Annotated in this window: 24 protein-coding genes; 14 read left to right on the forward strand and 10 right to left on the reverse strand. The window is 69.8% G+C overall.

Annotated elements, in window-relative coordinates; all coding sequences use genetic code 11:
* The first annotated feature begins 8 nt into the window (after positions 1–8).
* A complete protein-coding gene (locus EXE47_RS01350) occupies positions 9–1,055 on the forward strand; it encodes a branched-chain amino acid ABC transporter permease (protein WP_049930531.1) in 1,047 nt (348 codons plus the stop codon).
* A gap of 137 nt (positions 1,056–1,192) precedes the next feature.
* Positions 1,193–2,356, forward strand: coding sequence for a phenylacetate--CoA ligase family protein (locus tag EXE47_RS01355; RefSeq protein ID WP_049930533.1), 1,164 nt, complete (start codon positions 1,193–1,195; stop codon positions 2,354–2,356).
* Between the two features lie 55 nt (positions 2,357–2,411).
* On the opposite strand, the gene EXE47_RS01360 is transcribed toward EXE47_RS01355, so the two are convergent.
* Both EXE47_RS01360 and EXE47_RS01365 read right to left on the reverse strand, forming a co-directional pair.
* A complete protein-coding gene (locus tag EXE47_RS01360) occupies positions 2,412–3,257 on the reverse strand; it encodes an amidohydrolase family protein (protein ID WP_089308222.1) in 846 nt (281 codons plus the stop codon).
* Positions 3,250–3,723, reverse strand: a complete 474-nt coding sequence (locus EXE47_RS01365; RefSeq protein WP_086215546.1) for a PaaI family thioesterase — start codon at positions 3,721–3,723, stop codon at positions 3,250–3,252. Before EXE47_RS01365 ends, EXE47_RS01360 begins: the two co-directional genes overlap by 8 nt.
* Before the next feature lie 136 nt (positions 3,724–3,859).
* Between EXE47_RS01365 and EXE47_RS01370 the strand changes: the two genes are divergently transcribed.
* The 4 genes from EXE47_RS01370 (at position 3,860) to EXE47_RS01385 (ending at position 6,961) form a co-directional block, all read left to right on the forward strand.
* Positions 3,860–4,432 (forward strand): peroxidase-related enzyme, encoded by a 573-nt coding sequence (locus EXE47_RS01370; protein WP_049930536.1) that lies wholly within the window; start codon positions 3,860–3,862, stop codon positions 4,430–4,432.
* 114 nt (positions 4,433–4,546) lie between these two features.
* The gene (locus EXE47_RS01375) at positions 4,547–5,287 is read left to right on the forward strand and encodes a helix-turn-helix domain-containing protein (protein ID WP_089308221.1); all 741 of its coding nucleotides are present in this window, start codon (positions 4,547–4,549) and stop codon (positions 5,285–5,287) included.
* Between the two features lie 67 nt (positions 5,288–5,354).
* Positions 5,355–5,546 carry a hypothetical protein gene (locus EXE47_RS01380; protein ID WP_049930539.1) on the forward strand — a complete coding sequence of 64 codons (192 nt, stop codon included), beginning with the start codon at positions 5,355–5,357 and terminating at the stop codon, positions 5,544–5,546.
* A 182-nt stretch (positions 5,547–5,728) separates the two neighbouring features.
* The gene (locus EXE47_RS01385) at positions 5,729–6,961 is read left to right on the forward strand and encodes an alkaline phosphatase family protein (protein ID WP_089308220.1); all 1,233 of its coding nucleotides are present in this window, start codon (positions 5,729–5,731) and stop codon (positions 6,959–6,961) included.
* Positions 6,962–7,024: 63 nt separating this feature from the next.
* Here the strand turns inward: EXE47_RS01385 and EXE47_RS01390 are convergent, their stop codons facing one another.
* The 3 genes from EXE47_RS01390 to EXE47_RS01400 all read right to left on the reverse strand — a co-directional run bounded on the left by EXE47_RS01390 (position 7,025) and on the right by EXE47_RS01400 (position 9,583).
* The gene (locus EXE47_RS01390) at positions 7,025–8,416 is read right to left on the reverse strand and encodes a M28 family peptidase (protein ID WP_089308402.1); all 1,392 of its coding nucleotides are present in this window, start codon (positions 8,414–8,416) and stop codon (positions 7,025–7,027) included.
* 80 nt (positions 8,417–8,496) lie between these two features.
* Positions 8,497–9,204 (reverse strand): DUF2270 domain-containing protein, encoded by a 708-nt coding sequence (locus EXE47_RS01395; protein WP_049930541.1) that lies wholly within the window; start codon positions 9,202–9,204, stop codon positions 8,497–8,499.
* Positions 9,205–9,247: 43 nt separating this feature from the next.
* Entirely contained in the window at positions 9,248–9,583 is a 336-nt protein-coding gene (locus tag EXE47_RS01400) for a hypothetical protein (RefSeq protein WP_086215542.1), read from the reverse strand.
* A 104-nt stretch (positions 9,584–9,687) separates the two neighbouring features.
* On the opposite strand from EXE47_RS01400, the gene EXE47_RS01405 reads away from it, so the two are divergent.
* Together EXE47_RS01405 and EXE47_RS01410 are read left to right on the forward strand one after the other, a co-directional pair.
* On the forward strand, positions 9,688–11,589 hold the full coding sequence (locus EXE47_RS01405) for an ATP-binding protein (RefSeq protein WP_089308219.1): 1,902 nt from the start codon (positions 9,688–9,690) through the stop codon (positions 11,587–11,589).
* Positions 11,590–11,727: 138 nt separating this feature from the next.
* Entirely contained in the window at positions 11,728–12,180 is a 453-nt protein-coding gene (locus tag EXE47_RS01410; RefSeq protein ID WP_049930546.1) for a universal stress protein, read from the forward strand.
* Positions 12,181–12,207: 27 nt separating this feature from the next.
* Here the strand turns inward: EXE47_RS01410 and EXE47_RS01415 are convergent, their stop codons facing one another.
* The 5 genes from EXE47_RS01415 to EXE47_RS01435 all read right to left on the reverse strand — a co-directional run bounded on the left by EXE47_RS01415 (position 12,208) and on the right by EXE47_RS01435 (position 15,719).
* The gene (locus tag EXE47_RS01415; RefSeq protein WP_049930547.1) at positions 12,208–12,495 is read right to left on the reverse strand and encodes a hypothetical protein; all 288 of its coding nucleotides are present in this window, start codon (positions 12,493–12,495) and stop codon (positions 12,208–12,210) included.
* A 155-nt stretch (positions 12,496–12,650) separates the two neighbouring features.
* Positions 12,651–13,127 (reverse strand): 50S ribosomal protein L11, encoded by a 477-nt coding sequence (locus tag EXE47_RS01420; protein WP_049930549.1) that lies wholly within the window; start codon positions 13,125–13,127, stop codon positions 12,651–12,653.
* A 132-nt stretch (positions 13,128–13,259) separates the two neighbouring features.
* Complete coding sequence (locus EXE47_RS01425; RefSeq protein ID WP_049930551.1) at positions 13,260–14,633, reverse strand: MFS transporter; 1,374 nt, start codon at positions 14,631–14,633, stop codon at positions 13,260–13,262.
* Positions 14,630–15,352: a TetR/AcrR family transcriptional regulator gene (locus tag EXE47_RS01430; RefSeq protein WP_089308218.1), complete on the reverse strand. Its 723-nt coding sequence runs from the start codon at positions 15,350–15,352 to the stop codon at positions 14,630–14,632. Before EXE47_RS01430 ends, EXE47_RS01425 begins: the two co-directional genes overlap by 4 nt.
* Positions 15,353–15,524: 172 nt before the next feature.
* Positions 15,525–15,719, reverse strand: a complete 195-nt coding sequence (locus EXE47_RS01435; protein ID WP_004596869.1) for a cold-shock protein — start codon at positions 15,717–15,719, stop codon at positions 15,525–15,527.
* Between the two features lie 244 nt (positions 15,720–15,963).
* Between EXE47_RS01435 and sdhC the strand changes: the two genes are divergently transcribed.
* From sdhC to EXE47_RS01465, 6 genes are all read left to right on the forward strand, one after another.
* Positions 15,964–16,389, forward strand: a complete 426-nt coding sequence (sdhC, locus tag EXE47_RS01440; protein ID WP_049930554.1) for a succinate dehydrogenase, cytochrome b556 subunit — start codon at positions 15,964–15,966, stop codon at positions 16,387–16,389.
* A gap of 1 nt (position 16,390) precedes the next feature.
* Positions 16,391–16,762, forward strand: coding sequence for a succinate dehydrogenase hydrophobic membrane anchor subunit (locus EXE47_RS01445; RefSeq protein ID WP_049930555.1), 372 nt, complete (start codon positions 16,391–16,393; stop codon positions 16,760–16,762).
* A gap of 7 nt (positions 16,763–16,769) precedes the next feature.
* Positions 16,770–17,660 carry a succinate dehydrogenase/fumarate reductase iron-sulfur subunit gene (locus tag EXE47_RS01450; protein ID WP_089308217.1) on the forward strand — a complete coding sequence of 297 codons (891 nt, stop codon included), beginning with the start codon at positions 16,770–16,772 and terminating at the stop codon, positions 17,658–17,660.
* 53 nt (positions 17,661–17,713) lie between these two features.
* Positions 17,714–19,543: an FAD-binding protein gene (locus EXE47_RS01455; RefSeq protein ID WP_049930559.1), complete on the forward strand. Its 1,830-nt coding sequence runs from the start codon at positions 17,714–17,716 to the stop codon at positions 19,541–19,543.
* A gap of 327 nt (positions 19,544–19,870) precedes the next feature.
* Entirely contained in the window at positions 19,871–20,098 is a 228-nt protein-coding gene (locus EXE47_RS01460; protein ID WP_086215536.1) for a helix-turn-helix domain-containing protein, read from the forward strand.
* 111 nt (positions 20,099–20,209) lie between these two features.
* The gene (locus tag EXE47_RS01465; protein ID WP_089308216.1) at positions 20,210–20,845 is read left to right on the forward strand and encodes a uracil-DNA glycosylase family protein; all 636 of its coding nucleotides are present in this window, start codon (positions 20,210–20,212) and stop codon (positions 20,843–20,845) included.
* Positions 20,846–20,863: the final 18 nt, after the last annotated feature.

The raw sequence follows: 20,863 nt of genomic DNA on the forward strand, positions 1-20,863 counted from the left end.
GTGGTCGCATGCCCTGCGGTGAGTACTTCACCGACTACGAGTCGCGGATGGGCCTCGTCCGGTGGCGGACGCAGAAGATCGCGCTCGCCCTGGGGCTGCCGATCCCCTTCATCGCGCCGTTCCTGCTCGGCGGCGGGACCGTGACGCTGCTGACGCAGGCGTACATCTTCGCCATCGCGGTGTTGGGGCTCAACGTCATCCTCGGCTACGCGGGCGAGATCGTGCTCGCGCAGGGCGCGTTCATGGCCATCGGCGCGTACAGCACGAGCAGGCTGCTCGCCGTCGGCGCGGGGCTGTTTCCGGCGCTCGCCGTCGGCGGCCTGATCTCCGCGCTGGTCGCGGTCGGCTTCGGCCTCCCGTCGTTCCGGGTCAAGGGGTTCTACATCGCCATCTCGACGCTGGCGCTCCAGTTCATCGCCGAGGAGTGGTTCTTCGTGAACCCGCAGCTCGCGTTCATCCACGGCGGAACGACCCAGTCGGTGCCCTCGAACGTGGGCCTCGTCGGCCCGGTCGGCGCCCTCGGCACGACCATCGACAAGTACCTGCTCGCGCTGGTGCTGTTGTTAGTGTTCGCGCTGCTGTCGCTGAACCTCTCGCGGACCGGGATCGGAAAGACGTTCCGCGCCATCCACGAGAACGACCTCTCCGCGTCCGTCCTCGGTGTCAACGTGTTCAAGAACAAGCTGCTCGCGTTCGCCATCGGCGGGTTCATGATCGGTGTCGCGGGCGGGCTGTTCGGGTTCCAGATCGGCTTCATCAACGCGGAGTACTTCACCCTCGGGCTCACGCTCGAACACTACGTCATGCTGCTGTTCGGCGGCCTCGGGCGCGTGTGGGGGGCGCTGCTCGGCGTCGGCGTCGTCACGCTCGTGCAGGACTACCTCAACGACGGGCTGAACTACCTCGCCGACCTCACGGGAACCAACGCAACCGCCCTGCTGCCGGTGTTCTTCGGTTCGATCATCATCGTCGTGCTCGCCGTCGAGCCGAAGGGGGTGTTGGCCGGGCTGGGCAAGATCAAGGAGTACCTGCGCACGTGGCCGTTCGCGTACTGAGCGCGACGGCCCGCGCGCCGCGATACGGTCGCGTCGCTCCCGTCTGACCTGACGCGATCCGTCTGATCTGACGCGGTCGACCTCGACGCCGCGCCCGTGACGGAGATTTATGTGCCAGTTTTTCGTGTGTTAACGCGATGTACGACGACAGCACACTGGCTGCGGTCGGGGAGCAGTTGGAGCGGGTCGCCGACCGCGACTTCTACGCCGAGAAGTTCGCGGACGCGGGCGTCGACCCGACGGCGGTTGACTCGTGGGCCGACTTCCGGTCGCTCCCGTTCACCACGGCGGGGGAGCTCGAGGCCGACTTCGAGGCCGCGCCGCCGAGCGGGTCGCTGTACGACGGCGCAGCCATGGTCACGTTCTCGCCGATGGGCGAGCAGCTGCGACCGGTGTTCGACACGGCCGACGACCTCGAGGCCCAGGCCGCCGCCAACGCGGACGTGCTCGAACGCGCCGGCGTCGAGCCCGGCGACCGCGTCGTCAACACGTTCGGTTACGAGCTGTTCGGCACCGGGTACGTGCTCCATCGGGCGCTCGAACGCCTCGGCGCGGAGGTGTTCCCGCTCGGCCCCGGCGACTCCGAGCAGGCCGCCGCCACCATCGAGGCGTACGACGTGGACGCCGTCGTGGGCAACCCGAGCTTCGCGCTGAAGATCGGCGCCGAGGGCGGCTCGGTCGACACGTTCGTCGGCGCGGGCGAGCCGTTCACGTCGATCCCCGGCCGCCGCGAGGCGGTCAAGGACGCGCTCGACGCCTCGACCGCGGTGGACTACTTCGGTACGCGGCACATCATGCCCGTCGCGGCCGAGACCGCGGCCGAGGACGGCCTCCGCGTCGTCGACGACTACGCGGTGGTGGAGGTCGTCGACCCGGACACCGGCGAGGTGCTGGACGCCGGCAAGCGTGGGGAGGTCGTCGTGACGCACCTCAGGAAAGCGGGGGTTCCCCTTGTGCGCTACCGGACCGGCGACCTCGCCGAACTCGCGGTCCGGGACGGGACGGTCGTGCTGCCCGACGGCGTCATCGGCCGCACGGACGAGCGGCTGAAGGTCAAGGGCGTGAAGGTGTACCCGGAGAGCATCGAGACGGTGCTCGCCGGCTTCGAGGGACTGACCGGTGAGTACCGCGTCGAAGTGTCCCAGCCCGAGACCACCGACCGCCTCGTCGTGATCTGCGAGGGCGAGGCCGACGCCGACGAACTGCGCGCGGCGCTCGGCGACCGCCTCATCGTGACCCCGGACGCCGTCGAACTGGTCGCCGACCTCGACGAGCCCGGCGTCGTGGACGAGCGGTACTAAGCGCCCGGCGAGCATCGGCGTCGCTCAGTCGCCGTCGAGGAGGCGGCATCGTCGCTCAGTCGCCGTCGAGGAAGCGGCGCGCGGTCCGAGAGAACATGTTCCGTTGCGCCTCGACCGGGAGATCCCGCGCAAGCAGGTGCTCTCGTTCCCGGGCGTACGGATACGGAATGTTCGGGTAGTCGGAGCCGTACATGACCGACTCCGAGAGCTCGATCAGCGTCTCGTCGGCGACCGTCGCCGGGTCGAACTCCATGTACGTCTCGGCCACGCTCGACATGGCGAAGGTGGTGTCGAGGAAGACGTTGCCGTTGTCGCGGGCGAGTTCGACGAACGCGTCCACCTCGTACGTCCCCATGTGCGCGGCGCACACCCGCACGTCCGGGTAGGAGGCGAGGAACGACTCGAAGCGCTCGACGCCGACGTGGGGGCTGTCCTCGAACATCGGCGCCGTCCCGGCGTGGAGCAGGACCGGCACGTCGCGGGCGGCGACGGCCTCGTAGGCGGGGTCGAGCCGCGGGTCGTCGGCCGCGAACCCCTGGACCGGCAACTGGAGCTTCAGGCCGCGGGCCCCGGCGTCGAGGGCGTCCGCGACGACGGTCCCCGGGTCGTCGTCGCCGGCGTGGACGGTGGCGAACGGGACCGCCATCTCGGAGTCCGCGGCAGCCTCGATCACCCACTCGTTGAGGTCGGCCGCCGTCCCCGGGCGCGAGGCGTACGGGAGCGCGACGTACCGCTCGACGCCGGCGGCGGTCAGTGCCGCTTCCATCCGGTCGCGGTCGGTCGGGTGGTCGAACGTCCAGCCCGCGGCCTCGCCCAGCGCCTCTCGGATGGCGGCCATCAGCCGCTCGGGCATCAGGTGGACGTGCGCGTCCACGACGCCGTCGACGGGGAACTCAGTCATCGGTGAGCTTGTAGACGCCCGTGCCGGTCGCGCAGACGGCGTCCCCGGACTCGACTTCGACGCTCGCCACGCCGATGTCGGCGCCGCGGCGGTCAACCGTTGCCGTCGCGTACAGCGGCTCCCGGCCGGCGGCCTCGAGGTAGTTCACGCGGAGGTCGATGGTGGGCGTGAACGCCTCGCGCCCGCCGACGAAAACGGCGGCGCCGGCGAGATCAACGAGCGCGCTCACGACGCCCCCGTGGACCGCGCCGAGGTCGGGGTTGCCCACGAGTCCGGGATCGAACGGCAGCTTGACGCTGGCGCGCTCGGGTGTCACGGCGAGCACCTCCAGGTCGTGCCGCCGGTGGAAGGGGACCTCGCCGTACAGCCGCTCCACGACCGCCGTCCGGTCTGCCTCTCCCGAACTCGGCGCCGGCCGGCGGTCGCTGTCGCCGGCTCCCGGACCGGCGTCGCTCGGGTCGGGCATGCGTGTGCCAACGCACGGCACGCCCCCGCATAAATCAACCGCCCAGGTCGACGAGACCGTTCGAGACGTTGGAGAGCAGCGAAGCGATGGGTAGTCCGGGGGAACGGCTTTGTGGTCACGGCGCGCGCTTGGGGGTATGAACGAGGACGCGATGCGACGGTTCCCCGTGCCCGACTACGAGGACCTCCCCGAGGACCTCCGCGACCGCATCGACGAGGAGACGGAAGACGCCGGATTCACGCCGAACGTGTTCTCGGCGTTCGCGTACAAGCCCAGCCACTTTCGGGCGTTCTTCGCGTACCACGACGCGCTCGTGTCCGACACGCCGCTGGCTCGGGAGGAGGTCGAGATGATCGTCGTCGCGGTGTCGGGCGCGAACGACTGCCTCTACTGCGTGGTCGGCCACGGCGCGCTCTGTCGGATCTACGCGGGCGCGCCGAAGCTCGCCGACCAGCTCGCCACGAACCACAGGCAGGCCGACGTCTCCGACCACCACATGGCGATGCTCGACTTCGCCGTCACGCTCACCGAGTCGCCCGAGGCCGTGACTGACGAGGACGTACAGCGGCTCCGAGACGCCGGCTTCTCCCCGGAGGAAGTGTGGGACATCGCCTCCGTGGCGGCTTTCTTCAACCTCTCCAACCGCATGGCGACCGTCGCGGACATGCGTCCGAACGACGAGTTCTACGCGATGGGGCGCAGCGACTGACCGCGCCCGCGCCGCCACCGCCGACGCACCGCCACCGACGACGCGCCGCCACCGACGAGGACGGCTCGCGACCGGTCCGGAACCCGTTTGAACCTCGGCGACCTCGAATCGGCCATGCGGGAAGTGACGTTCCGGATCCACCACGCGGGGGAGCCGGAGTGCGAGGTGAGCGCGCGCCACCCGGAGGTGCGGTACCGGTCCGTCTCCTCGATGACCGGCAGCGGGTCCGAGCGCAAGCGGATCGCCGAGCTCACCGGTCCGGCGGCGGAGATCGCGGCGTTCGTCGAGGACTTCCGCGAGTTCGACCTGATCGTGTCGGCCGAGCCGCTCGCGCCGATCGAGGGCGCCCACGCCTACGTCGCACTGACGATCGACGTCTCGGCCGCCGACTGGGACGGGATCGGCGAGCGGTTCTCGCGGCTGGGGATCCACTACCGGACGGGGACGACCATCTCCGGCGGCGTCGAGCGCTGGACGGCGTACCTGGAGGACGACGACGACCTCTCGGCGGTAATGCGCGAGCTCGAACGCGGCGGGAACGAGGTGGAACTGGCGCGGAACGTGGAGCTCGCGTCCATCGAGCGCTCGCCGCAGCTCCCCGCGTCCGGCCTCCTCGACGGGCTCACCGACAGGCAGCGCGAGGTCCTCGCCACCGCGATCGCCGCGGGCTACTACGACCACGGCGGCGGCGTGGGCGTCGAGGAGGTCGCCGCCGAACTCGGCCTCGGCTCGACGACCGTCTGGGAGCACCTCTCTCGCGCCGAGTCGTCGGTGATGAACGCGCTGTTCGATCGCTTCGCGGAGGGCGAGCCAATCGACGCCGCGTACGGGGGAGACCGGACCGACTTGTCGTGAGCCGGACTGATCGCCCGCGAGCGGGGCCGGACCAACGCTTTTGTAGCTTCGGGACGGAGCGCCGCGTATGGACGAGGGAACGGTGACCGTGCCGGACGAGCAGTACGAGCGGCTCGCGGCCCTCGCCGCCGCCCGCGGCGTGAGCCCCGAGACGCAGTTAGCCCGGCTCATCGACGACGCGTACGCCGGCCTCGACGCGGACGGCGACGCCCCCGAGTCGCTCCCGCTCGGCGTCTGCGACGGTTCCGACGAGGAATGAGCCGAGCGGCGGCCTGACGAGCCGTCCGCGAGCCGCCGCGCCGGACTCGGGGCCGGCGCCCCGCCCCGCCGGTCCCCTTGCGGCCACGCCGAGAGGCGCTCGCCGAGGACCGACGAGATGCTCACGACAGGTTAAGAAACGATCCGCCCGGAGGGCGTCGGGACCTCTCTACGACCGCTACCGTGTTTCGAGACGATATCGAGCGGGTCCTTCGAGACCGTCAGCAGCGCGACGGCTACCTCTTCCCGGCGTACGAGGACTACTGCTTCGGGAACGTCCCGGACACCGTCCGATCGGTGCTCGACGCCGGCGGCCGCCGCGCCCTCCCGAGCGACGTGTTCGACGGCGTCGAGACGGACGTGGACACGGTCGTCCTCCTCCTCGTCGACGGGTTCGGCCTCGACGGCTGGAAGCGCCACCGTCCACGGTGTGACCTCCTCGACCGGCTCACCGAGGCGGGAACGGTGACCCCGCTCACCTCGGTCTACCCGTCCGAGACCGCGGCGGCGATCACCACGCTCGAGACGGGGCGACTCCCGTGCGAACACGGGTGCGTCGGGTGGAACGTCTACGACCCCCGGTTGGACACGGCGTTCCTGCCGCTCGGGGGGGATGTGAAATCGGGCGCGGCGGCGGAGCGAGTCCCCGAGGGGTCGGTCGTCGGATGCGAGTCGCTCTACGCTCGGATGCGCGACGCGGGGGTCGACTGTCACCGCCTCCAGCCGTTCGACGCCGGCGGCGAGGACGTGACCCAGCACGTCTACGACGGCCTCGGTTCGTTCGGCGAGCGCCTGTCGGCGGCGGTCGCGGCGAGCGGCGACCCCGGATACGTCTACGCGTACGTGCCGCACGTCGACCACGTCTCCCACGCCGAAGGCACCGACGGCCGGGCGTACGGCGAGACGGTGGCGACCGTCTGCGAGCAGGTCACCGCCGCTCTGCGGCGGGTCGATCGGCGGACCGCGGAGCGGACGCTGCTGCTCGTGACGGCCGACCACGGCCACGTGAACACGGACCCCGACGCCAATCTCGACCTCTCGGCGAACGAGGCGGTGACGGGGAACCTCCGACGGCACGCCGACGGCACGCCGGTCAAGATGTCCGGCAGCCCCCGCAACGTTCACCTCCACCTGCGACCGGGAACGGTCCCGGACGCGCGGCGAGCGCTCTCGGACCACGACGCGCGGACGTTCACCCGGCGGGAGGCGATCGACCGCGACCTCTTCGGCGACCGCCCGGTCTCAGACCGGTTCCGACGGCGCTGCGGCGACCTGATCGTCACGCACCGCGACTCGGGAGTGTGGTTCGGCGACGTTGAGCCGGAGAAACTGTCGTACGTCGGGATACACGGCGGGCTCAACCCGGCGGAGATGCTGGTCCCGTTCGCGGCGGCCCGCGCCTCGGCGCTCGACTGACGCGGCGCGCGGTCCGGACTCGACGCCGGCCTCTGCCGGGTGTCTTCCGTCGACCTCCCGGGCTTACCCGTCGTAGGGCCACCGCCCGCCCGTCTTCAGTTCCTCGACGTACCCCTCGTCGATGGCGTCGCGGATCGACTCCCGCGATCGGTGGTCCGCCGCCACGTCACCCGTCGCGAACCGGTAGACGGCCGCGGTCACGAGCGTCGCCACCTCGCGGAGGTCGCGGGAGTCGAGCTTGTCGAGGGTGTCGGCGTGAGTGTGGCCCCAGCCGCGCCCTGACTGGTCGCTCGTCGTCGACGCCATCACGGCCGGGATTCCCTCCTGAACGAACGCCCACTGGTCGCCGTGGGGCGAGATCGTCTCGCCGGTCGTCAGGGGGGCATCGAACGCGTCCGCGACCGCCTCGAACGGCTCGCGCATCCCGTCGAACCCGTTCGTCCCCACGCGGAGGTTCCGCGAGCTACACGCGCCGTCGAGGTTCACCACGCAGGCGATATCCTCCTTCGGGGTCGTCTCCGCCGAGTGGTATGCCCCCCACAGCCCGATCTCCTCCGAGCCGAAGGTGACGAGGCGCACCCGCGTGTCGAGGTCGCCCTCGACCGTCGCGAGCAGGCGACCGACCTCCGCGACGAGCGCCGACCCCGCGCCGTTGTCGTTGGCGCCGTCGCTCACGTCGTGGGCGTCGACGTGGGCGGTGAGGTACACCGCCTCCTCGGTGTCCGGGCCGACCTCCGCGACCGCGTTCACCGAGGTCGTCGGCTCGTTGCGGCAGTCGACGTCGAGCGAGACGGTCGGGCGGTCGGCTCCCGAGCCGCGGCCGCCTCCGCCGTCGCCGTCCGCGGCCGTCTCGGCGAGCCGCGAGAGCCGGTCGCCGACCTCCTTCGAGACGCCGACGGCGGGGATCGGCCCCGGTCGGTTGTGGTACCCGATCTCGCCGGTGGGCGGGAGCGCCCCCTCGATGTGGTTCCGGAAGACGAACCCGACCGCGCCGCGTTCCGCCGCCGCGACGTACTTCTCCATCCGGTGGATCCACCGGTCGTGGCTCTCCGGCGTGCGAGAGGAGGCCATCGCGACCGCGCCGTCCAGCGCCTCGCCCGCGGCCGCGAACTCCTCGTCGGTGCCGTCGCCGACGTCGACGAGGGGGGCCGTCACCTCGCCGCTCGGGGTCCCGGGCAGCGCGATCACCTCGTGGGAGTTCCCGTGGTGCCGCTCCACCGCGCCCGACACCGACAGCGAGGAGTCGCCGCGCCACCAGCCGGGGATCTCGAACTCGTCGAGCCCGGCGTTCCGCAGGCCGGCCGCCTCGAACGCCTCGACGACGCGCTCCGCGCCGCGCCGCTCCCCGGTCGATCCCGCCATCCGGTTCCCGATGTCGGTCAGGTCCGTGAGGAGGCTCCACCCGAAGTCGCTCGTCCGCGCGTCGCCCACGACGCGGTCCGGTAGCTCGGTCATACGGTTCGGTAGTGCCCCGAGCGAAAAGGGGTTGCGGGAGTCGCGGATCGCCTCGTCCGGCTTCGCGAGGCCGTACCGGTTCACTTCCACTCCTCGGCGTCCTCGGCGGCCTGCATCTCTCCTTTAGCTCGTCTCGGCGCCCGCCGAACCGTCAGCGCGATCACGACGACGTAGAACCCGCCGACGAGCGCGAGCACGAGCGCGCCGGGGATCGGCCCAACCGACGCCGTCGCGACGACGCCGTTTCCGGCAGCGGTGAACACCGTGAGCCGCACGACCCACGCGGCGACGAGGACGGAGACGAGCGGCGCGTACACCCGTCGGAGACGCCGCGAGACCGCCTCGACGGCCGGCATCTTGATAGTCGGCTCGCGGAGGTCCTCGCTCAGCAGCGCCCGCCAGTTCGACTGCTCGACGCCCTCCGGATCGAGGGCGTTCGCGAACACGTTCTCCTCCAGCAGCCGGACGCGGGACCGCCACACGTCGAAGGTGCGGTACCGACGCGTCTCGATGCCGAGGAAGACGCTGAGCATGACGAGCCCGATGAGCAGCACGTAGTGCGGCCGCGACGCGCTCGAGAAGGTCCACGTGAGCAGGGACGCGGTCACCACGACCGCCCAGTTGGTCGTGCGGTCGATGCGGGTCCGCCACGAGCTCGTCCGTCCGAGCTCGCCGCGGTATGCGTGGCCCATCAGCGAGAGGAAATCGGACCGGTCGCCGGCGGCCTCGGCGGCGACCTCGCGCTCCTCCCGAGACTCGGGGTCGAAGTCCTCCGACGGTTCGGACATACCGACCCGTACCGAGGCGGGGCAGGTAAAAGCGAGGCGAGACTCAGGCGGGGTCCGCCGCGGTCACCTCGACGTCGACCTCATCGGGGTCGACGCCGATCCGCGCGAACTGCGTCCGGACGTGGTCGCGGGCCGCCTCGACCGCCTGGTCGCGCGTGTCGAACCCGCGGGGCATCGGCTCCTCGAAGGCGACGCGGATCTCCTCGCCGTCGACGACGAGCGGGGAGCCGCCGCTCTCGACCTCGTAGAAGGAGTCGCACACCCACACGTACGGCGCGTCCTCGTCGGGCGCGCCCTTGTACGCCGGCGGCTCTTCGCCGCGCTCGAACACCGTACCGGTGAGGTCCGTCCCGCCTCCGCTGCCGCGAACGAGTATCATGGCACGGGTACGGGGTCGAGCGGGATAAGGGCGCCGCGGGAGGGGTTCCCGTGCGTCCCGGCGGGAGGGCAAACGCTTTCGGCCCAGCGGTCGGTGGATACGCCATGACGCTGGAGGATTTCACCGAGTTCACCGGAGACGGTGACGGCGACGGCGGCGCGCCGAGCGAGGCCGACGGCGGAGGCGACTCCACGGCCGACGGCGGGGTTGCCTCGGCGGCCGACGGCGGGAGTGCGGCCGATGCGGGGGGTGATTCGGCGACCGAAGCCGGGACCGCTGACGCGCGCGGCGACGCGGAAGACGAGGCGTTCGCCGCCTACGACGCGACGCCGGCCGGCAGCGACGCGGGGCTCGGCGTCGTGTCGGTCTCTCAGGGGCTCCGCGTGGCCGAGGAGGAAGACGAGACGTCGCTGAAGGCGTTCGTCACGACCGGCAACCGCGAGTCGGTGCGGCTCGGAAAGTACCTCCTGATCCCGTACCCGGACGGCGAGCGGCTGTTCTGTCGGATCACGGGACTGGAGTACGCGCAGGAGTTCCAGTCCGACGACGCGACCGAGATCCACGCCCGCCGGCAGATGCGCCGCGAGGAGTTCGCCGAGCGCGACTACAAGTTCGTCGCCGACCTGGAGCCGATGTCCGTCGTCTACGGCGAGGGCGAGGGGATGAAACGCCGGATGACGGACCGCGTGCCGAAGCCGGGCGCGGTCGTCGAGGAGGCCGATGACGACGCCGAGATCAAGACGGGGCTGAAGATCCCCGACGACGGCGTCTTCCTCGGCCACCTCTCCGTCGGGGGCGAGAAGGTCCGCACCGCGGCGGAGCCCCCGACGGTCGACTACCGCGTCAAGGACGACTACGGCGACGGCGACCCGCTCGCGTTCCGGCACACGCTCGTCGCCGGCGGCACCGGTTCCGGGAAGACCCACGCCTCGAAGAACGTCCTCCGCCAGTTCCTCGACTCCGACCGAACCTACCCGATGGGCGACGGCCGCGAATCGCGAATGGCAGTCGTCCAGTTCGACCCGCAGGACGAGTACGCGCAGATGCACGACGACAACCCCGACCTCGACGACGCGTTCGCGCGCCGGCTGGAACGCGAGGGGATCGCCCACGGGGGCCACGACGACACCGTCGCCCTCGTGCCCCGCGTCGCGAACGCGACGTACCCCGGCGAGGGGCACCGCGCCGAGCGCGTCGAGTTCACGATCCCCTTCTCGCTGGCGAAGGACATGCCGTGGCTGGTCGCCGGCTCCGGGCTCAACGACAACCAGTACCCCGCGCTGTTGACCCTCATCAACCGGTTCTTCGACAACTACGGCGACGCGGGCACCTACAGCGAGTTCCTCTCGTACCTCGACGACCCGGCGCTCAAAGAGGAGCTCCACGAGAGCGGTCGGATCCACGAGGCGACGTTCGACGCGGTCAAACGGCGGGTCCGCGGGGTCCCGAGCGGGATCTTCGATCAGGACGCGAAGCCGATCACGGAGCTGGACCACACCCTCGTGCGCCCCGGCGGGCTCTCGGTCGTCCCAACCTACCACCTGCCGACCTCCCGGCAGAAGGAGATCGTCGTCCTCGCGGTCGCGGGGCTACTCGTCGACGACAAGCTCTCGAACGACCCGGAGAGCGACCGGATCAAGGAGACGCCGCTCCTCGTCGGGATGGACGAGGCGCACAACTTCCTCGCCGACGCCGACAACGTCCAGGCCCAGAAGGTGGTCCAGAAGTTCACGGAGGCCGCGAAGCAGGGCCGCAAGGAGCGGCTGGGCCTGTTCCTGATCACGCAGGACCCCCAGGACGTGGCCGAGTCGGTGTTCAAGCAGGTGAACACGAAGATCGTCTTGAACCTCGGCGACGAGGACGCGATCTCCAGCGTCAACATCCCGTCGAACCTCGCTGGCAAGGTGCCGTACATGGAGAAGGGGCAGATGGTCGTCTACTCGCCGGACAACTCCGAGCCCGTCGAGCTGATCGGCCTCTCGGAGTGCGTGACGCGGCACGACTGAGACGAGCGCCGCGCGGCCGGCGAGCGCTCCGCGACCGACTGCCCCGCCGCCCGGTCCCGGCCTACGGCCTCGCGGTGAATTGTCGCCGACTCGAACTCATCGCCGCCCTTTTTGTCCGGAGCAGTCGAACCGCCGCGTATGAGCAAGCGCATCCTCGTCGCGGTGGACGGGTCGGAAGAGGCGGCCGAGGCGCTGCGGTTCGCGGCCGACGAGTGGCCGGACGCCGACCTCACGGCCCTTCACGTGATCAACCCCGCCGACTCGGCGACGGGCGCCGACGGCGGGTTCCCGGGCGCGTCCGACCAGTGGTACGAGAGCGCCAAGCAGCGCGGCGAACGGGTCCTCGCCGAAGTGTCGGAGATAGTCGACCGGGATGTCGAGACGCGGCTGGAGGTCGGCCGCCCGACGAAGACGATCCTCGGCGTCGCGGGCGGCGAGAAGCCGGTCGGCGAAGACGGCGAGGACGGCGAGCCGTTCGACCACCTCGTGCTGGCGAGCCGGGGCCGGACCGGCCTCTCGCGGGTCCTCCTCGGCAGCGTCGCTGAGGGCGTGGTGCGCCGCGCCGAGGTGCCCGTCACGGTCGTCCGCTGAGCGCGCTCCGCTGACGAGGCGGTCCGGCTACCCCTCGGCGCGCTCGGCCGCGACCACCTCGCCGACCATCGACCACCCCTCCTCGTCGGGTCCGGAGCGGCCGAGCAGGATGTCCTCGTAGTCCTCGGAGCTGATCAGGCGGAACTCGGCGTCGGCGTCGCCGTCGGTTCGGACGCCCTCGCCGCGGAACTCCCGCTGGAAGAACTCCGTCGACGAGAACTCGAAGACGCCGGTCTCGCCGGAGTCGAGTTCGAGCCGAACCGGTCGGGGCTGGACGTTGTGGATCCGCTTCGCGATCGGGTTGAGATCCGGCATACCGACGTGTCGGTCCGGTCCGCTCATAAGTGGCCGCCTCCGCGGACGGCCCGAACCCGGACGGTGCGGAGGGCACGCACCCCGATGACGCGGACCGCGGTGTAACGGGTCGGAATCAAAAGCGGCGCCGGAAAGCGGAGAGCCGGAAAAAAGCGTTACTCGTCGAGGACGTCGTCGTACTCGCCGGCGTCGACGCGGTCGTCGAACGTCCGGGCGTCCTCGCCCTCGATGGTGACGCCGAGGGAGGCGCAGGTGCCGCCGACCTCCTTGGCGGCGGCCTTCGTGTCGTACGCGAGCAGGTCGCTCGACTTCTGCTCTGCGACCTTCTTCACCTGTTCGATCGACATGTCGGCGACGAAGTTCTCCTGCGGCTCGCCGGAGCCGGTGTCGAAGCCGGCCTCGTCCTTGATGAGCTCCGCCGTGGGCGGCACGCCGACCTCGATGGTGAAGGAGCCGTCGTCGTCGTACTCGACGGTGACGGGCACCTCCATGCCGTCGAAGGCAGCGGTCTCGTCGTTGATCTCCTCGACGACGTCCTGAACGTCCACCGGCGTCGGTCCGAGCTCGGGACCGAGCGGCGGGCCGGGGTTGGCCTGCCCGCCGGGGACGAGCGCTTCGATAGTTCCAGCCATGTCCGTACGAACCCGACGCCGACTTTTAACGGTTGTTCTTTCGGGCAGGGGGCGATAGCGGTTCGCATACGGCGTCCCGACGCCCCGCCGGAAGGAGTTCCCGTCCCGCCGGTCGGGCGGCGACGAGCGCGGCTACGCGTCCGTCGCGACGGGGTCGTTCCCGCCGGCCTCGCCCGCGGCCTGCCCGGGCAGGAACGTCCCGGTCTCCCGTCGGACTCCGAAAAGGAGGACGACGCCGGCCAGCAGCGGGAGGACGGCGCAGGCGGCGTAGATCGGCGTGAAGCCGACCGCCTCGATGAGGGGGAGCGACACCATGGGGCCGAGCCCGCCCCCCACGTCGCCGAGGACGTTGTTCGTTCCCGAGGCGCGCCCCATGCGCTCGTCGGGGGTGAGGTCAGCGAGCAGCGCCATCATCGGGCCGCTCGTCCCGCCCTGTCCCGCGCCGATGAAAACGCAGGCGAGACCCAAGGAGAGGACCGAGCCGGCCCGCGCGAGCAGCAGGAACCCGACGAACGAGACGACGAGGAATGTCAGGAGGATCGGCGTGCGGGAGTCGCGGGTGTCGGAGACGCGTCCGCCGACGAGCATGAAGAACGCCGCCGAGAGGACCGTTCCGGCCATGAACAGCCCGGAGGTGCCCTGCGGGGCGAGACCGAACAGCGAGATGTCGTTCGCGCCGAGGAACAAGACGAGCGTGGAGAACAGCGCGCCGATGTACGCGAACATCAGTCCGAAGTTGACCAGCCCGACCGTCAGCGCCGGGACGGCGGTGTCGATCTCCCACGGCCTGATCGAGTCGTCGGAGCGGTCGCCGGTGACGTGCGTCTCCGGGACGTACCGGTAGGCGACCGCGCTCGCGGTGAGCGCGAAGGCGGCGGCGACGGCGAAGGCGGCGACGTTGCCCACGAGCGCGGAGACGACGCCGCCGAGGACGAGGCCGGCCGGGAACCCCATCGTGATCCCGCCGCGGACGATCCCCATGTTCGTCCCCCGCGAACCGCTGTCGGAGAGGTCGGCCGCAATGGTGTACGCCGTCGCGAACACCGCCGCGGAGCCGAGCCCCCAGAGGACCCGCGCGAGCAGGAACCACGTCTCGGGCGCGACGGCGACGCCGATCGGGGCGAACCACTGCTCGGGACCGACGACCAACGGGCCGACGGCGAACGCGGGGAGCGAGGCCGCGAGTGGACGGAGCGCCTCCGCGGGGGGCATCGCGAGCGCGACGACGTAGCCGAGCGTGGCGACCCCCTCGACGAACAGCCCGGCGACGAACGGCGTCCGGGTCCCGTACCGGTCGACGAGGGCGCCGGCGGGCGCGTTCGCGATGAGTCGAACCCACCGGTTCGCGGAGAGGATCGCGCCGACCATGAACGCGGAGATACCGAGGACTGCGCCGAGGTTCGGGAGGATCGGGAAGACGACGCCGCCGCCGAAGCCGACGAAGAACGTGCTCGCGATCACCGCGAGCAGCACCGGCGGCGGTCGCTCGAACCCGAAGCGGCTCATTCGCCGGGGTCCGTGGACCTGCCGGCCGCTCCGTCGTCGTCGACCGACTCGTCAGGGTCGGCGTCGCCCCGAAGCGCGTCGATCGACTCGTCGAGCGGCGGCAGTTCCACGCCCTCCGCGAGCAGCGGGCCGACGATCCGCCGGAGCGTCGCCTCTGCGACCTCGCGGGTGTAGCCGGCCGCGTCGTCGTCGCGCCCGGCGCCGGCGAGGGTGATCTGTCTGGTCCGGGCGCCGTCGAGGGTGGCCACGAGCAGCGCCGCCGTCTCCTCCGCGTCGACGTCGCGGAAGACGCCGGCATCGATCCCGTCCCCGAGGATGTCGGCGACGGTGCCCCGGAGCAGCCGGTCGCTGCGCGCCAGCTGCTCGCGGATCCGCTCGTTGAACGGTCCCTGCGTGCGCAATTCCAACAGGGCGATGTGGAACGCCTCGCGGTCGGCCTCGTCGGGCGCGAAGACGAACCACCCGACGAACTGGACCAGCCGCTCGACGGGCGGGTCGTCGGCGCGGGCCGCGATCCGCTCCTCCGAGTCGGTGACGACGTAGTCGAGGAAGGCGACGAGCAAGTCCTCCTTCGTGTCGTAGTGGTAGTGGAGCAGCGACTTGCTCTTCGAACACTCGTCGGCGATGTCCTGCATCGTCAGGTCGGCGTACCCGTGAGCGCGGAGGGCGCTGTACACCCCGTCCATGATCTCCTCCGCCGCGCTCGGCGCGTCGCTCATTGACTGACTAGTCAGTCAACGAGCGGTAAATCCCTATCGGTCGGGGTCGGATCGGGTGTTTCGCCGTCGGCGCCGACCGGGCCTACCGCCCGCGGTGGCCCGCGATCCGGAGCGGCCGCTCGAAGGGTGAAAGCGGTCAAAAAGCCGATTCGCCTCGGGTGTCGTCGCCGACTTACAGACGGGTGACGTTCGACGCGCGCGGACCCTTGTCCGCCTCCTCGATGTCGAACTCGACTTCCTGACCCTCTTCGAGGTCCGGACCGCCGACGTCCTCCATGTGGAAGAACACGTCCTCGTCCGCGTCGTCAGTCGAAATGAAACCGTAGCCGCCAGTGTCGTTGAAGAAATCGACTTCGCCTTTCGCCATTGCGACCGAAGAAGCGGGAGTGGAACATAAAAGGCTTCCGTGACGGTGCGGTCCCTGAAACCCGGTCTCACGGGCCGGTCCGACGGCGTCGCGCCGCCGCGAGCCGGCTCTCGCGGAGCGTTCAAAAATTCGCCATTTCGGGTCGTTGCGTCCGTTTCGCGGGCGTTCGTCGCTCGCCGAGATCCGGGAGCGAGCCCCGCCGTGTTAGTAACTACTATACGACCCCGGTTCAGAACCGTTAGGTATGAGTCAGTCGTACAATCGAGGCCTCATCGAGGACTTCGGCCGTTGGCGGGAGTTCGAGGCGGGGATGTGGGCGTGGATCTTCCACAAGTTCACCGGATGGGTGCTCATCGGGTACCTGTTCACGCACATCGCCGTGTTGAGTACGGGGATTCCGGCGGCCGGCGCCAGCGAAGCCGCGATCGCCGCGGGCAACGACGTGTACACGCAGACGATCGTCTCGCTGGAGGGGCTGCTGCTCGTCCGCATCCTGGAGGTCGGCCTGCTGGCGGTCGCCGTCTTCCACATGCTCAACGGCACCCGGCTCCTCCTCACCGACCTCGGCATCGGGTTGGACGCACAGGACAAGAGCTTCTACGCATCGCTAGTCCTCACCGGAGCGATCACCGTCGCGTCCGTGCCGACGTTCATCGCGGGGGCGTTCTGAGATGGCCGAGCGCTACTCCTCGTTCCAGTCGGGCGGCCGGATGTGGCTGCTCCAGCGGATCACGGCGGTGTTCCTGCTGGTCGTGTTGGCGTTCCACTTCTTCCTGCTCCACTTCGTCCACCACGCCGACGAGGTGTCGTTCCTCGCCAGCTCCGGCCGGATGGAGCAGCTGAGCTACTACTCGCTGATGATCCTCTTCCTCGTGACAGCGACGTTCCACGGGGTCAACGGCGTCTACAACGCGCTGGTCAACCAGGGGCTCACCGGCACGAAACGCACAGTGATCAAGTGGACGCTCGTCGCCGCGAGCGTCGTGCTGATCGCGCAGGGAATCCGCACCGCGAACGCGTGGGCGGGCATCGGACTCTACTGAACCGACAATGAGCACGCAAATTCCGAAGCAGACCGAGGAATCGACCGAGGCCGAAACCGAGACGGAGCCGGCCTCGAAGGGCGAGGAGCGCCGCGCCGAGAAGCGGCGCCGCGCGGCCGAGCGCCGCCAGCAGCGACAGGAGGAGGAAGCGGAGAAGGCGGCCGCCGACGAGAGCACGGTCGAGCTGAAGGTGTTCCGCTACGACCCGCAGGTCGAGGGGAAACAGGAGCCGCGGTTCGACACCTTCCACGTCCCGTTCACGAAGGGGATGACCGTCCTTGACGCGCTGATGTACGCGCGAGACACGTACGACTCCTCGCTCACGTTCCGCCACTCCTGCCGGCAGGCGGTGTGCGGCTCCGACGCGATGTTCGTCAACGGCGGCCAGAAGCTTGCCTGTAAGACGCAGATATCGGACCTCGAGGAGCCGGTCCGCGTCGAGCCGCTCCCCCACGCCGAGGTGACGAAGGACCTCGTCGTCGACATGGAGCACTTCTACGAGCAGATGGAGGCCGTCGAGCCGTACTTCCAGACGGACGAGTACCCGGACGGCGAGCTCGAAGAGCAGCGCCAGGACCGGGAGAACCGCGAGAAGATCAAGATGTCCACGCGCTGTATCTGGTGTGGCGCGTGTATGTCCTCGTGTAACGTCGCCGCGGGGGACAACGAGTACCTCGGGCCGGCCGCGATCAACAAGGCGTACCGGTTCGCGATGGACGAGCGCGAGGGCGAGGAGATGAAACAGAAGCGCTTAGAGATCATCGAGCAGGAGCACGGTGTCTGGCGGTGTCAGACGCAGTTCTCCTGTACGGAGGTGTGCCCGAAGGACATCCCCCTCACCGAGCACATCCAGGAGCTGAAGCGCGAGGCGGTCAAAAACAACCTGAAGTTCTGGTAATCCCGACAGACAGTATCAAGGGACTTCGGAACTTACGAAATTACATACCAACAATGCACGAACACGATGTCGTCGTCGTCGGGGCCGGCGGGGCGGGACTCCGGGCGGCGATCGCGGCACAGGAAGCGGGCGCGGACGTGGCGATGGTGTCGAAGCTCCATCCCGTCCGGTCGCACACGGGCGCGGCAGAGGGCGGGATCAACGCGGCGCTGCGCGACGCCGACTCCTGGCAGGACCACGCGTACGACACGATGAAGGGGTCCGACTACCTCGGCGACGCGCCCGCGGTCGAGGCGCTCTGTCAGGAGAGCCCCGAGGAGGTCATCCGCCTCGAACACTGGGGGATGCCGTTCTCCCGCGAGGACGACGGGCGCGTCTCGCAGCGACCGTTCGGCGGCCTGTCCTTCCCGCGTACGACGTACGCGGGCGCCGAGACCGGCCACCAGATGCTCCACACGATGTACGAGCAGGTGGTCAAACGTGGGATCACGGTGTACGACGAGTGGCACGTGATGGACCTGGCCGTCACCGACGAGGACGATCCCGCGGAGCGGACCTGCCACGGTGTCGTCGCGTACGACATCCAGAGCGGCGAGATAAGCGGCTTCCGCGCCGAGAACGGCGTTATCCTCGCGACCGGCGGGATGGGGCAGGTGTTCGACCACACCACTAACGCGGTGGCGAACACCGGCGACGGCGTCGCGATGGCGTACCGAGCCGGCGTCCCGATGGAGGACATGGAGTTCATCCAGTTCCACCCGACGACGCTGCCGTCGACCGGCGTCCTCATCTCCGAGGGCGTCCGCGGCGAGGGGGGAATCCTCTACAACAGCGAGGGCGAGCGGTTCATGTTCGAACACGGCTACGCGAACAACGACGGCGAGCTCGCCTCCCGCGACGTCGTCTCCCGCGCCGAGCTGACCGAGGTCAACGAGGGGCGCGGCATCGAGGACGAGTACGTTCACCTCGACATGCGCCACCTCGGCGAGGAGCGCATCCTCGACCGCCTGGAGAACATCCTCCACCTCGCGGAGGACTTCGAGGGCGCCGACGGGCTCACGGAGCCGATGCCGGTCAAGCCCGGCCAGCACTACGCGATGGGCGGCATCGAGACGAACGAGTTCGGCGAGACCGTCATCGACGGGCTGTACGCCGCCGGCGAGTGCGCCTGCGCCTCCGTCCACGGGGCGAACCGCCTCGGCGGTAACGCGCTGCCGGAGCTCATCGTCTTCGGCAAGCGCGCCGGCCGCCACGCCGCCGGCGAGGAGATGGGTGAGGCCGAGATCGAGACCGGCCGCTCGGGCGACTGGCAGCCCGCCGACTACGAGTTCGGTGTTGAGGTCGGCGAGACGAGCGGTTCGGGCACGGCCGCGGCCGACGGCGGCGCCGTGGCGACCGACGCCGAGAGCGTCCTCGGCGGCGCCGTCGACCGAGCGCAGGAGCGCGTCGACGAACTGCTCTCGCGGAAGGGCCGCAACCACGCCGAGATCCGCTCCGCCGTTCAGGAAACGATGACGGACAACGTCAACGTGTTCCGCGAGGAAGGGCGACTTGAGGAGACGTTAGCCGACCTCCGCGAGGCCCGCGAGGCGTACAAGGACGTCGCGGTGTCGGACCCGTCCCGGACGTTCAACACCGACCTCATCCACACGATCGAGACGCGGAACATCTTGGACCTCGCGGAGGCGCTGACGATGGGCGCGCTCGCTCGCGAGGAGTTCCGGGGCGCCCACTGGCGCAAGGAGCACCAGGAGCGCAAAGACGAGGACTGGCTGAAGCACACGCTCGTCTCGTGGAACGACGGCGAGCCGGAACTGTGGTACAAGCCGGTCGTCCTCGAGGGCGAGAACAAGACGTACGAGCCGAAGAGCCGGTCGTACTGAACCGCCCGGGACGCTCGGTCGCCCGCGGCGGCGCGTCGCGGCTCCGACCTCTTGGGCCGGAGTTCGCCCGGTCCGGTCGCGGCCCCCGATCCGTCCGGCGGCGGCCCCGGATCGTTTCGCCCGATCGATCCGGATCGTTCACGGTTCCTTATCCGTCGACGGTCGAAACCGAGCGTCGATACGCGTCGATTCGCCGTTCGTCGATCGACGTTATCGGTCCGATTTAAGAGAAAAATGGTTTCAGGGCCGTTCTCAGACCGATTCACGCTGTTTCGACGAACGTTGAATAGGGGGTTTATTATCGTCGAACCCGTCATATCGGACAAGATGATCGAGACGGAGACCGCGTCCGCGGCGGCCCCCGCGCTGCCCCGGGAGCTCCAGTCGCCCCGCGCCAAGCTCGTGTACCTGTACCTGACCACGAACGGCGACGCCACGGTGTCCGAGATGGGCGAGTCGCTCGGGATGAAGAAGCTCTCCCTGTACAGCATCCTGAAGACCCTCCGCAGCGAGGGACTCGTCGACTGCGACGGCGACCGGTACGTCCCGAACTGAACGGGCCGCGCCACCGCCGCACGCTGCTTTTCACGCTCGTTCCGCACCGCCTCGTCCTCGTACGGCCCTCCCCGGCGGAGCGTTTAGGGACGCGGAGCCCACAGAGCAACCGTGGACGCGAATCAGACGGATTTCGAGAACCCGTTCGCGATGGACGCCGACTGCGAGAACTGCGCCGAGCTGTGCGGCGCTCGCGACCGCGTCGTTCACGGCTACGGCGACGTCGGCGCGGAGTTCCTCGTCGTCGGGACCGGCCCCACGGAGGCCGCCGAGCGCAACGGCGTCCCCTTCACCGGCGCGGGCGGCGGCGAACGCGTCCAGTCGATCTTCGCCGACCTCGGGTTCGTCCGGTCGGCGCCGGACGCCGCGGAACCGGACGTACAAAACCTCTTCTTCACGAACCTCACGCGGTGTCGCCACCCCGACCGCGAGCCGACGGACCGGGAGGTCGACACCTGCGAGCCCTTCCTCAACGCGGAGATCCGGATGATAAACCCCCAGATCATCGTGCCGGTCGGCGACCGACCGCTCCGCGAGCTGGCGGTCGAGTACACGACTCGCCGGCCCGACTCGTTCGACGTCGACTCGGAACACGCGACGACGATTCGCGGACGCGGGTTCGAGCTCGTGCCGATGAAAGAGCCGAGCGAGATGAGCGACGCCGAGGCGGACGCCTTCTGCGACCACATGCGCGAGAATGTCCTGAGCCGGGACTACCGGCAGACGAAGGGCCGACAGAGCCGCTGAGCGGTCGCGACCTCTCCT

This window comes from Halorubrum sp. GN12_10-3_MGM, assembly GCF_005435235.1.
GTDB classification, from domain to species: Archaea; Halobacteriota; Halobacteria; order Halobacteriales; family Haloferacaceae; genus Halorubrum; species Halorubrum ezzemoulense.